11 protein-coding genes are annotated in these 11903 nt (G+C 43.2%); 4 read left to right on the top strand and 7 right to left on the bottom strand.

The window, feature by feature from the left end:
* The first annotated feature begins 414 nt into the window (after window positions 1–414).
* A complete protein-coding gene (locus tag AAY47_RS19985) occupies window positions 415–3462 on the top strand; it encodes an inverse autotransporter beta domain-containing protein (RefSeq protein ID WP_053014253.1) in 3048 nt (1015 codons plus the stop codon).
* A gap of 155 nt (window positions 3463–3617) precedes the next feature.
* Here AAY47_RS19985 and AAY47_RS20620 read toward each other — a convergent pair whose 3' ends face one another.
* The gene (locus tag AAY47_RS20620) at window positions 3618–3773 is read right to left on the bottom strand and encodes a PLP-dependent transferase (RefSeq protein WP_255334813.1); all 156 of its coding nucleotides are present in this window, start codon (window positions 3771–3773) and stop codon (window positions 3618–3620) included.
* A 58-nt stretch (window positions 3774–3831) separates the two neighbouring features.
* Here AAY47_RS20620 and AAY47_RS10425 point away from each other — a divergent pair, with 58 nt between their 5' ends.
* Both AAY47_RS10425 and AAY47_RS10420 read left to right on the top strand, forming a co-directional pair.
* Window positions 3832–4182 carry a type II toxin-antitoxin system RelE/ParE family toxin gene (locus tag AAY47_RS10425; protein WP_047769586.1) on the top strand — a complete coding sequence of 117 codons (351 nt, stop codon included), beginning with the start codon at window positions 3832–3834 and terminating at the stop codon, window positions 4180–4182.
* A gap of 6 nt (window positions 4183–4188) precedes the next feature.
* Window positions 4189–4491, top strand: a complete 303-nt coding sequence (locus AAY47_RS10420) for an XRE family transcriptional regulator (RefSeq protein WP_047769584.1) — start codon at window positions 4189–4191, stop codon at window positions 4489–4491.
* Between the two features lie 85 nt (window positions 4492–4576).
* Here AAY47_RS10420 and AAY47_RS10415 read toward each other — a convergent pair whose 3' ends face one another.
* Window positions 4577–5857 carry a bifunctional O-acetylhomoserine aminocarboxypropyltransferase/cysteine synthase gene (locus tag AAY47_RS10415; protein ID WP_047769582.1) on the bottom strand — a complete coding sequence of 427 codons (1281 nt, stop codon included), beginning with the start codon at window positions 5855–5857 and terminating at the stop codon, window positions 4577–4579.
* 351 nt (window positions 5858–6208) lie between these two features.
* Window positions 6209–7222 (bottom strand): ornithine carbamoyltransferase, encoded by a 1014-nt coding sequence (gene argF, locus AAY47_RS10410; RefSeq protein WP_047769580.1) that lies wholly within the window; start codon window positions 7220–7222, stop codon window positions 6209–6211.
* A 233-nt stretch (window positions 7223–7455) separates the two neighbouring features.
* On the opposite strand from argF, the gene rraB reads away from it, so the two are divergent.
* Window positions 7456–7890, top strand: a complete 435-nt coding sequence (rraB, locus tag AAY47_RS10405; RefSeq protein ID WP_047769578.1) for a ribonuclease E inhibitor RraB — start codon at window positions 7456–7458, stop codon at window positions 7888–7890.
* 600 nt (window positions 7891–8490) lie between these two features.
* On the opposite strand, the gene AAY47_RS10400 is transcribed toward rraB, so the two are convergent.
* The 4 genes from AAY47_RS10400 to AAY47_RS10385 form a co-directional block, all read right to left on the bottom strand.
* Window positions 8491–9264: an amino acid ABC transporter substrate-binding protein gene (locus tag AAY47_RS10400; protein ID WP_047769576.1), complete on the bottom strand. Its 774-nt coding sequence runs from the start codon at window positions 9262–9264 to the stop codon at window positions 8491–8493.
* A 38-nt stretch (window positions 9265–9302) separates the two neighbouring features.
* Window positions 9303–10067, bottom strand: a complete 765-nt coding sequence (locus tag AAY47_RS10395) for an amino acid ABC transporter ATP-binding protein (RefSeq protein WP_047769574.1) — start codon at window positions 10065–10067, stop codon at window positions 9303–9305.
* Window positions 10045–10752, bottom strand: coding sequence for an amino acid ABC transporter permease (locus tag AAY47_RS10390; RefSeq protein ID WP_047769572.1), 708 nt, complete (start codon window positions 10750–10752; stop codon window positions 10045–10047). The genes AAY47_RS10395 and AAY47_RS10390 overlap by 23 nt, the downstream gene beginning before the upstream one ends.
* Window positions 10753–10915: 163 nt before the next feature.
* Entirely contained in the window at window positions 10916–11683 is a 768-nt protein-coding gene (locus AAY47_RS10385; protein ID WP_047769570.1) for an amino acid ABC transporter substrate-binding protein, read from the bottom strand.
* Window positions 11684–11903 lie beyond the last annotated feature (220 nt).

The following is an 11903-nucleotide window of genomic DNA, read 5'->3' as shown; positions in this document are numbered from 1 at the left end:
GAATTAAATCTACAACCCTTACTTTTCAAGTTACAGTGTTATTATCTGTAACTTGAAATTTATCATCAAATAAATTTTTCTCGAAAAATAAATATAAAAAACACACTATTACCCTCCTGTTTTATTGAATAGCAGCCTGACTTTTTTACGCTAATTCGCACCTCATGTCATCACCTGATATTCAAAACAGAAAGTGATAACTTTTTATTATCAAGTCATAGAAAATTGTCATTAAGCAGATTAGCAATAAATCACCTAATGTATCTTAAGTGCACAAAAATATTAATTTTTTATTCTTATCGCGTGTTAGGACATCAAATATTCAACGAGGTACTATATATGGACTCATATATGAGTAAGAAGTTCATTCGGTCTTTTCTATATATAGGTTCTGTGTTTTTACCATTTATATCAATGAATACACTTGCTATAGGTGAAAAAAGCATTGACCAGCAAACCCAGAAAGTGGCAACTGAAAACCAGTTAAATAATAGGGGAGATGAAACAGAAAATTTAATTGCGCAAAATATTCAGACGGTCAGCAGGGTACTGTCGTCTTCACCTTCCGAACTTACTGAACAAGCGAAATCCTACGCGTTAGGAAGAATTAATGGGGCAATATCCGGCGAGACACAGAAATGGTTATCGCAGTTTGGTACAGCCAAAATTAACTTTGGCTTAGACAGAAAAGGCAAACTGGATAATGGCTCTCTGGATATGCTGCTGCCGCTTTACGACAATAAAGCCGATTGGTTGGTTTTCTCCCAATTTGGTTATCGTCATAAAGACAGCCGCCATACCCTGAACGTCGGCTTGGGCGGGCGTTATTTTACGCCTCAGTGGATGTATGGGTTGAACACCTTCTTTGACCATGATGTCACTGGTAAAAATCAGCGTATTGGTCTAGGGGCGGAAGCCTGGACAAATTATGTCAAACTCTCTGCCAATTCATACTGGCGTCTGACTAACTGGCGTCAGTCACTGAAAGAACAGGATTGGGAAGAGCGTCCTGCTAACGGTTTTGATCTGCATGGCGAATTCTATTTACCGGCTTACCCGAATCTGGGGGGTAAGTTAGGCTTTGAACAATACTTTGGTGATAACGTTACGCTGTTCAATCGTGACAGCAAACAGAAAAACCCCAGTCTGGGGAGAGTTGGCCTGAATTATACGCCGATTCCGTTGGTGACAATGGGAGTAGATTACAAATATGGCGGCAGCGGGCACAGTGAAACGCTGTTCCAGGCCAACCTGAATTATCGCTTTGGTGTACCGCTTGGTGTGCAGTTCTCACCTGAAAATGTTGCTTCCATACGCACACTGGCAGGCAGCCGCTATGACTTAGTGGAAAGGAACAACCATATCGTGCTTGATCACAGGAAGAAACCAGACGAATTGCAACTGTCATTATCACAAAGCGCTATTGTTGGTTATAGCCAGCAAGTATGGCCAACGCCAATACCTGTAACGGCTAATATAAAATCACGTGTCAAGAAAATCCTATTTCAGGCAGATAATGCATTTGTAAAAAATGGCGGCGCTATTTCCAATATTGGCGGTGGTAATGAGATGCTTGCGCTTGTATTACCTAAATATGTTCCTGAGGGACAGAATACGCATACGATCAATATCGTTGCGGAAGGAAATAACGGTAAGTTCAGCAAGCCTGCTATTTTGAATGTGACAGTACAGCCTTTTGTTGTCAGACAATTTAAGACTGAACAATTATCTTCCTCTGCTGCGGGTGCTCAGGGGGGTTATAATCTACTGGCAACTGTCGCTCATGGTACAGCCGATAAAGACATTATCCGCGATGGCGTGATCCAGGATGCCATCTGGTCTATTGAGCCACAAAGTAAGGATGTGATCCTGAATTGGGAGAACCCCAGCAAAACCAATTCCCAGGGGCAATTGCAGGCAACAGTAGCAACTTCCCAGCCGCTGAAAGATGTGAAAGTTTTCCTGGAAATGCCTGGCATGCCAAAAACCCATATTGGTGATATTGGCTTTAGTGGCCTTATCTCTGACTTTGCGGTTCAATCTGTCAAGCCATTGGCGTCAGGGACACTTCTCGCCGGAGATAATGGTTATACCTTTACGGCAGATGTGAAAGATAAGAATGGTATCCCGCTGAAAAATCATAAAGTGGATGTTAAGTGGTATCCTGAACAATTACCGAATGGCATGAAATGGTCGTCAGTGCAAGAGACTACGGATACTAATGGACGCTTGTTTGCTACCTTAACCAGTACCAACCCTGTACAAGGTATTAAAGTAGGGGCATCAATTGATGGTGGGAAAACAAAGGCATACGCTGAAAATCCAGTGACTTTCATCGGTGACATCAAGATTGGCGATCTGGAAATTATACCTGCTAATAAGACGCTCAATAGTGACGGAAAAGAGGCTTATACCTATAAGGCAAAAATCACTGATTCCTCTGGTGTTACTGCCATACCCCATCTGACCTTTGGTCACGATAAAGTGATTTGGAGCGTTGTTAATTCCGACAAGTTTGACCACAACAAGCTGGTAGAGGAAAATAAGCTGGTTTTCGATAATAAAAAGTTAACCACGGATGATCAGGGATATTTAACTGTAACGTTGACCAGTTCTGTTGGTGTTAACAAGGTCAGAGCCAAGTTGGAGATTGTGACGAAAGACGGAAAACGGGAATCGACGGCGAACACTGACGTGACATTTATATCGGTAGATCAGCCTGCGGGATTGTATGTTTACAATAACAATAACACAAGTGTCAGTCGATTCTACCAGAGTCATGAAAATGGACCTCACAACCTTTTCGCATCGTTATACGCGGAGTTACGAGTTGATCCAGGTACGCCTCTTATTACTGATGCAAAGGTTGAAACAGGCGATTATGAGATAGTATCAGGGTTAGCAGCTTCGGTTTATACTAAGGATAAGCAAATTCTTAAGCCAGTAATAGATGGTATCAATGGGACTATCGAATTTGCTTTGCAACCAAATACAACAATGATACCGACAAAGTTCAGGGCCACTATTACTAACAATCAAACAGGAGCAATAAGGACGTACACTTATACAGTGAAGCCATTACGCTATTTTAATGGACTCGCGTATGACACAACAAAATATACCTGTGAAACGTCTTATGAAGCATATGGTAGCCCGGGTAAGTCATCAAGGTTTTCAACAGTTAAGTTGACCGATTTGTGGCCATGGAGCGATCCTAAGTCAGGTCGTAACATTGCAAAAGATGGTACGTCTCTACTGGAAGAGTTTCCCAATATAATGGATTGGAGCATTATAGGTACTGATGTCACTCAGCCTAGTAATAATCCTAACCCCATTCCGACGGTATTTAATAACGTGGTTGGTCAAAACAAGTTGGTCGGGTTTGATGTTCAAAAACTGACAATTGTTGATAAAGGCAAAGCTGACCCTAATTATGGACTTTGTCTAGTTACATCATACTGAAACTATTACTAATATTCTTCAGGAAACTAAAGGTAACAAAAACCGATCAGCAGTATAGTAATAAATAAACAGGCTCAGCGTTATTGAGCCTGTTTTATTATTGAATAAGGTATTCTAAACAAAATCTACTGATGCTATCGCTATTAACAATGATCTTACTGCGTCTTTGCTGCCTCCAGCGCTTGCGCGAGGTCGGCAATAATATCATCGCTGTGTTCGATACCGATGGATAAGCGAATTAAATCACGTGAAACGCCTGCTTTTACCATTTCTTCATCATTTAGCATATCATACCGAAACGAGAGAAAGATCTTGACCATAGGCTTGCATCTATATAGTATTTAATCTATATCGTGGCGAGGGATAATCATGTGGACCATAGAGACAACGGATACCTTTGATGAGTGGTTCAATGTTCTGGATGACACCGACCGTACCAACGTTCTGGCTTCAATGATGGTGCTTCGGGAGCGAGGCCCGATGTTACCCCGGCCATACGCAGACGCCGTTAGGGGTTCATTCTACAGCAACATGAAAGAGCTGCGGGTTCAAAGTAAAGGCGATCCAATCCGAGCGTTCTTTGCGTTCGATCCTAAACGTAAAGGGATCCTTCTTTGTGCCGGTAACAAGAACGGAAATGAGAAAAGGTTTTACGAAATTATGATTCCGATTGCTGACCGCGAATTCACGGCGCATCTGGAGAAATTGAAGAAGGAGTAGATAATTATGGCAAGAACTCTTGACCAAATACTGGTAAGTGAAAAGCCCGAAGTTGTTGCCAACGCACAAAAAGCAGCGACTGAGATGTTGCTTAACATCCATCTGGCAGAACTTCGTGAACGCATGAATCTGACTCAAGGCGACATTGCTGTGGCCCTCGGCATTAAGCAACCAACTGTCTCCGATATGGAGAAACCTGGCCGCGACTTGAAGTTATCTTCTCTCAAACGTTACGTGGAAGCATCCGGTGGTAAGTTGCGTATCGACGTAGAGTTACCCGACGGCACACACTATGGTTTTGTCGTTTAATCTAAAGCACAGGCTCAAAATTAGAGCCTGTGCTTATTTTTACTACATTTGCAATATTCTGGTATTACCGCTATTAACAATGATCTTACTGCGTCTTTGCTGCCTCCAGCGCTTGCGCGAGGTCGGCAATAATATCATCGCTATGTTCGATACCGATGGATAAGCGAATTAAATCACGTGAAACGCCTGCTTTTACCATTTCTTCATCATTTAGCTGACGATGGGTGGTTGAGGCTGGATGGCAGGCCAGCGATTTGGCATCACCGATATTGACCAAACGCACAATAAGTTGCAGAGCATCAATAAAGCGTATACCGGCTTTTTCCCCGCCTTTAATGCCGAAAGACAGAATAGAGGCTGGCTTGCCCCCCATATAGCGGATAGCCAAATTATATTCAGGATGTGCAGGCAATCCTGCATAGTTAACCCAAGATACCTGAGAATGTCTTTCCAGATATTGTGCGATCTTCAGGGCATTTTCAGTATGGCGCTCCATACGCAGTGCCAGGGTTTCCAGCCCCTGTAAAATCAGGAAAGCATTGAATGGTGATAAAGCGGCTCCTGTGCTACGCAGTGGCCCGACACGGCAGCGCGCGATAAAGGCGGCGGCACCAAAATGTTCGGTATAGGTGATGCCGTGATACGAAGGATCCGGGGTGCCTAAAATCGCAAATCGCTCCTGATGCACAGCCCAGGGAAATTTGCCAGAATCGACAATGATCCCGCCAATAGAAGTACCATGCCCACCAATATATTTGGTCAGAGAATGAATAATAATATCGGCACCCTGTTCAAACGGGCGGCATAAATAGGGGGTTGCGACGGTATTATCGACAATAAGAGGAATGCCGTGCCGATGGGCAATATCTGCCAGCGCCTGAATATCCACGATATTCCCACTTGGGTTGGTGATGGATTCACAATAAACGGCTTTGGTTTTCTGGTCGATCAATGCGTCAACGGCAGCGAGATCGTCATGATCAACAAAACGGGTTTCAATTCCCAGGTTTGGGAAACTGTGCGCCATCAGGTTATAAGTTCCGCCATACAATTTTGCGACAGAGACAATATTATCCCCGACAGTCGCAATGGTTTGTATGGCGTAGGTGATGGCCGCCATACCAGAAGCAACCGCCAGCGCACCGATACCACCTTCCAAAGCGGCGATACGTTTTTCCAATACATCATTGGTTGGGTTCATAATGCGGGAATAAATATTACCTTCCACTTTTAAATCAAACAGATCAGCGCCATGTTGGGAATCATCAAAAGCGTAGGAAGTGGTCTGGTAAATCGGGACAGCAACGGCTTTGGTGGTTGGATCGGGAGAATAACCTGCGTGGATGGATAAAGTTTCTAATTTCATTGTCATTTCCTTTCGTTAGGTAAAGTGCTACTGACAATTAAAAAGAGTAACGCGTTTTTTCTGTTCTGGTTGATATCAAAAAATAATCCTGAATTAAAAATGGCAATGCAATGAGGCAATATATACCAATCCAACTTTAATATCCGTGTTATATTTCCCCGCTGTGCGGGGAAATATAAGGCCTCGCGTCGTCTTGCGGATTGCAACCTGAAGTTTATCGAGTATAAATCGCCAATTCATATTACTTAGGTTGATACAAATAAAAATAGTGATTTAACTCACTATTTTTATTTAATTATATTCTTAAAATTGAAAATGTAATATGAGTGGACGCAAAATATAAAGCAACGATTACAACGTGAGGTTTTCCACCAGTGTTGCTACCATCACAGCCTTAATGGTATGCATTCGGTTTTCAGCCTGATCAAACACAATGCTGTGTTTTGATTCAAATACTTCATTTGTGACTTCCAGGCCACCAGATAAATTGAATTCCTCTGCCAGTTGCTTACCGAGTGTTGTTTCTTCATCATGGAAAGCAGGCAGGCAATGCAGAAATTTAACATCTGGATTCCCTGTGAGTTTCACAACCGCCATATTGACCTGATAGGGTTTCAGTAATGCAATGCGTTCTTGCCAGACTGATTTCGGTTCTCCCATTGATACCCAAACATCGGTATACAGAAAATCGACCCCTTTTACCCCTTGCGCAATATCTTCTGTCAGCGTGATCTGACCGCCCGTTTTCTCTGCCTGTTTTTGGCATTCCGCCACCAACTTTTTTTCCGGCCAGCAGGTTCGTGGCGCAACTAAACGGAGATCTATACCCGTCAGTGCAGCAGCTTCCAGCAGGGTATTGCCCATGTTATTGTGGGCATCGCCCAAATAGGCAAATTTGATTTCAGATAGTGGTTTTGGGCTGTGTTCCTGCATCGTCATTAAATCAGCCAAAAGTTGGGTTGGATGGAATTCATCAGTCAGGCCATTCCAAACCGGAACGCCTGCGTACTGTGCCAACGTTTCAACAATTTTCTGACTATATCCACGGTATTGAATACCATCATACAAACGCCCAAGTACCCGCGCGGTGTCCTTGATGGATTCTTTGTGCCCGATCTGACTGCCGCTTGAGCCTAAATAGGTAACATTGGCACCTTGATCATGCGCCGCGACTTCAAATGCGCAGCGTGTACGAGTGGAGTCTTTTTCGAAAATCAGGGCAATGTTTTTCCCTGTAAGGACGGGAGATTCCGAACCTGATTTTTTATTCGCTTTTAATGCATGGGATAAAGTTAATAGAGTATCAATTTCTGTGGAGGAAATATCAAGTAATCTTAGGAAAGAACGCTTGAAAAAAGGGTTCATTATGCATTGTCTCCATTAGGGCAATATTGAATTTATATTCACTATATATCGATAAAAAATGCAATTACAAGCCCTGTGTGCAGCGTTTACTGGCATGAAGGTATCAAGACAGGTTATAGATCAGTCGCTTATGTTATGCATTTCTTTTTGGACAAAATTGGATAGATATATCCTTTGTACATAAAAGATGGGAGAATGCAAAACAAGACAGCCGACTGACAGAGGGGATTGGCATGGCAGACCCACATGCTTTAGAAGAACAGTGCGAAGAAACTCGCTTGATCATCGAAGAATTATTGGAAGATGGCAGTGATCCTGATGCACTTTATATTATTGAACACCATTTTTCGGCAGAAAACTTCGATCAACTGGAAAAAGCAGCCCTTGAAGCATTCAGGTTAGGCTATGAAGTCACGGATGCGGAAGAGCTGGAAACCGAAGAGGGTGTCGTTTTGATGTGTTGTGATGTGATCAGTGAAAGTCGTTTAGCGGCTGAATTGATCAACGTACAGGTTGTGCAACTCATCGATCTGGCAGAAAAGATCGGTGTCTATTACGACGGTTGGGGGACGTATTTTGAAGATCCTAACGCGCCTGATGATGATGATGAAGATGATGGTGATCTCTTTCCCCCTGAAGACGATGAATCCGAACCCAGACTCCATTAAGATCGATTGAAGATAACGTCGAAAAAGATAGCGTTAAACCCAAATGCCCCACTTAAACCGTGGGGCTGATTTATGGGTGTTATAGTGTTTTTATCATTTCATATAAGGCAATGGCGGCTTTCAGGTTTTCTGTTGTTGCCAGATAGCGCGTTTAAAGCCTTGCTCTGTGCCAAACTCAAGAGATTGCTTCACGATTTGTCGGGCAATCCCTGCATTTTTCTAATACGTGCCCCAAATTCTGATGAAAAGGGCGTTTTTTATTTATCATCCCAGTGTTGAATTATTTTGAGGAATTTATTATTTTCCTTATTCAAATTTTGTAAGTAGATTCTTTTCAGGTGTAACTATTTGAATAAAAATATATTATCTTTAACTCGTTTATAGAATATTTATAAATTTCCTTTGTGAGTGTTTTTAGTTTTAGTGAGAATAGGTTGAATCATAGAATTTTATAGCGTTTAGTTAAATGCTTTCAGTATGTTTAAATATGTTACTTGTTTTTAATAAAATGATGGTGGTTTGTGAGGAGGGCGTGTTGTTTTTTAATATAAAAAAGGCGACCTAATAAAAATGCCGCCATCTATTTAGGAAAATAAAACTTTATTTGGAAATATCCACGCCAAAATATTTCTCAGAGATACGGGCATACGTACCGTCATCCTTGATCTCTTGCAGGGCCTTATTCACTGCTTCCAGTAACTCAGCATCCCCTTTACGCAGCAAGACGGCTGATTTGCTCGCATCGGTTTGCTGGGCGACAATTTTTACCGGCGCATTAGGGCGCTGTTTTTTGAAATCCAAAAATGACAGACGATCATTGAGTGTGGCATCAGCGCGTCCGGTAGCGACCAGATCAATAGCCTGATTAAAACCATCTGTACTGACCAGACTCGCGCCGTAAGTAGTTGCCAGTTGCCCGTAATTGCTGGTCAATGATTGGGCTGAACGTTTGTTTTTAATATCCGCGAAGTTTTTTATATCACCGTTATCGTTACGGGTGATCAACACAACCTGAGACGTCGTGTAAGGAAGAGAAAAACTGTATTTCGCTGTCCGCTCCGGGGTAACGCCGACCTGATTGATAACCGCATCAAAACGTTTAGCATCCAATCCAGCAATCAAACCATCCCATTTGACTTCCATAAATTCAGGTTTGACGTTCAAACGTCGGGCGATTTCCCGCGCGATATCGACGTCAAAGCCGGTTAATTGATTGTTGGTATCGTGGTAGGTAAAAGGAGGATAAGTGCCTTCCGTGCCGATTTTAAAGACGCCAGCGGCTTTGATGGCATCAAAATCTTTGCCGGCATAGCCAGGGGCTGAAATAGCAAGAGCAGTCGCACTCGCCAGTAATAAATTCAAAATTTTTTTCATCGCGTTTCTCCGAATAAATAATGTACCGTGACTGCTCGCTATATTTCCCAATCCGGTAAGGTTTCTGTCAGGGTTGAGATAAATTCGACTGTTCGCACCTTGCTGGGGTGGGTGAAAATGGTTTTTGCCGTGCCCGATTCGATAATTTCACCCGATTCCAGAAATACAACATTATGGGCAAGGTTGGCCGCCAGACGCAGATCGTGCGTTGCCATTAACATGGTAGTGCCTTCTCCGGCGAGTTGTTTCAAAACTGAGACGACTTCTTTGGATAACTCAGGATCAAGCGCCGATGTCGGTTCATCGCATAGCAGCACCTTGGGGGAAGGTGCCATTGCTCTGGCGATTGCCACACGCTGCTGCTGACCGCCCGACAGTGTGGCGGGCCAAACATCCGCCTTGTGGGATAAGCCGACTTTATCCAGCAACGCCAGCGCCCGTTCTCTGGCGCGTTCACGAGACCATTTCTGAACCCAAATCAGCCCTTCCATAATGTTCTCAATCACCGTCAGATGCGGAAAAAGCTGAAAGTTCTGGAATACCATGCCGGTTTGCCGGTTAAAACGCTGGATTTCCCGATGTGGCAGTCGTTCCTTCCCGGTAAAGATAATCTGTTCTTTGCCGATTTCCAGCTTGCCAGCCTGCGGGATCTCCAACAGATTAATGCAACGCAGTAAAGTACTTTTGCCGCTCCCGGAAGGGCCAATCAGTGCCGTCAGGCTGCCTTCTTTAATGGTCAGGTTAATCTTTTTCAGCACCTTCTGTCCGTCGAAACTTTTTTCAATGTTGGTAAGCTGAATCATCTTTGCCTTCCTTATTTTTACGGCTGTTTTGCTGAGTGAATTTCTTTTCTAACCGGACTTGCAGTGCTGATAACACCGAACTTAAAAGGAGGTAGAGAATGGCGGCTTCGGTATACAGGATCAGCGGCTGGTAGGTGACGGCGGCGATACGCTGTGCCGCCAGAAACATTTCTGGCACGGTAATGACGGAAGCCAGCGAAGTGTCTTTTACCAGTGAAATAAAGGTATTGGACAAGGGCGGAATTGAAACCCGTGCCGCTTGTGGCAGGACGATCCGGCGCAGTGATTGCCACCAACTCATGCCGATAGAGTGAGAGGCTTCCCATTGCCCTTTGGGAACAGAAGTCAGTGCGGCACGGATCACTTCTGAGGTATAGGCTCCCACATTCAGGGTAAAGCCGATAACGGCGGAGGTGAACGCTTCCAACGTAATCCCTACGCTGGGCAGGGCGTAGAAGATCAGGAATAGCTGTACCAGCAGAGGCGTACCACGAATCAACCAGACGTAAAACCGAACGACAGCCACCAGTGGCTTAGGGCCATACAACCTGATGAGCGCAACGAAAAACCCCAATGAGATCCCCAGTACGAATGTTATCAGTGTGAGGGGAATCGTGAATGTCAGGCCGGCGTAAATCATCGGCCATAGGGAATCCAACGCTAAATTGAGCCATGATGGGTTCATAAAACCTTCCTGATAGAGATTAAAAATATATTTATTTTTTATAGGGTTGTTTTAATGATGATATGGCAAGAAAAGATGAACGTTATATACAATAAAGTTATAGCTTAGAACCTAAGATTTATTTTAAAAGCCTATTCCGTTAGGCTCCTATTTTCATGATTGGTTAGTCGCTTTCAGCGAAATATTTATCCCAAATGCGTTGATAAGTCCCATCCGCTTTTATCTCAGTAATCGCTTTATCTATTGCGGCTTTTAATTCAGTATCATTTTTACGCAATAGCACGGCGGTTTGTGCTGCCTGGGTATCTGCGGCAACAATTTTTACCGGTGCATCCGGGCGATGTTTTTTGTAATCGAGGTAAGAAAGTTTATCGTTAATTGTCGCATCTGCGCGGCCTGTGCTCACCAGTTCTATTTCCTGATTAAAACCATTAGTGCCGATAATGTCAGCCCCATAATGTCTGGCGATTTGGGCAAAGTTATTCGTCAGGGTATGCGCCGATTTTTTCCCTTTTAAATCGCTGAACGTCTTAATATCGTTGTTATCTTTGCGGGTAATCAGTACGGCTTTTGAGATAACATAGGGCAGGGAGAATCGGTATTTCTTCTCGCGCTCCGGTGTAATGGCAATCTGGTTCATCACGGCATCGAAACGTCCGGCATCCAGTCCACCAATCAAACCATCCCATTTACTTTCAATAAATTCAGGTTTCACTTTCATGTGTAATGCAATTTCGCGGCCGATTTCCACATCAAACCCGGTCAGTTTCCCAGAAGCATCATGATAACTGAATGGAGAATAGGCACCTTCGGTTCCGATCCTGAATATCCCCGTGGATTGAATGTTATCAAGGGTAGATTGTGCATAGGCAAGTGAGGTGACACCTAACTGGATAATACCCGCTAATAATATATTGAGTATGGCTTTCATGTTATTTCTCCGAGAGGGAATTATTGTTTTTTGAAATTATTTCCACTATAGCGGTAATATCATCAGCCTTATATATAAAATAAAGTTATATCATATCCTGATGTCATGGGTAATAAACTGGGTCTATCTTGGTTTTCTATTGATTATTATTTAATGATCTTGGATTCACATATTAAGTGCAATATCGTTATAAACGAAGTAAATGAGTTTTTGTCCCTTT

This window comes from Xenorhabdus griffiniae, assembly GCF_001028135.1.
Classification (GTDB): domain Bacteria; phylum Pseudomonadota; class Gammaproteobacteria; order Enterobacterales; family Enterobacteriaceae; genus Xenorhabdus; species Xenorhabdus bakwenae.
Note: the sequence above shows the minus strand (reverse complement) of the source record. Positions and strands in the feature narration are given on the sequence as shown.

What these genes read in the sequence shown, in the direction of transcription:
- AAY47_RS10385 (WP_047769570.1), bottom strand. Translation starts at nt 11,683, where the DNA reads ATGAAAGCCATACTCAATATATTATTAGCGGGTATTATCCAGTTAGGT.
- AAY47_RS10420 (WP_047769584.1), top strand. Translation starts at nt 4,189, where the DNA reads ATGGCAAGAACTCTTGACCAAATACTGGTAAGTGAAAAGCCCGAAGTT.
- rraB (WP_047769578.1), top strand. Translation starts at nt 7,456, where the DNA reads ATGGCAGACCCACATGCTTTAGAAGAACAGTGCGAAGAAACTCGCTTG.
- AAY47_RS10395 (WP_047769574.1), bottom strand. Translation starts at nt 10,067, where the DNA reads ATGATTCAGCTTACCAACATTGAAAAAAGTTTCGACGGACAGAAGGTG.
- AAY47_RS10415 (WP_047769582.1), bottom strand. Translation starts at nt 5,857, where the DNA reads ATGAAATTAGAAACTTTATCCATCCACGCAGGTTATTCTCCCGATCCA.
- AAY47_RS19985 (WP_053014253.1), top strand. Translation starts at nt 415, where the DNA reads ATGAATACACTTGCTATAGGTGAAAAAAGCATTGACCAGCAAACCCAG.
- AAY47_RS10400 (WP_047769576.1), bottom strand. Translation starts at nt 9,264, where the DNA reads ATGAAAAAAATTTTGAATTTATTACTGGCGAGTGCGACTGCTCTTGCT.
- AAY47_RS10425 (WP_047769586.1), top strand. Translation starts at nt 3,832, where the DNA reads ATGTGGACCATAGAGACAACGGATACCTTTGATGAGTGGTTCAATGTT.
- AAY47_RS10390 (WP_047769572.1), bottom strand. Translation starts at nt 10,752, where the DNA reads ATGAACCCATCATGGCTCAATTTAGCGTTGGATTCCCTATGGCCGATG.
- argF (WP_047769580.1), bottom strand. Translation starts at nt 7,222, where the DNA reads ATGAACCCTTTTTTCAAGCGTTCTTTCCTAAGATTACTTGATATTTCC.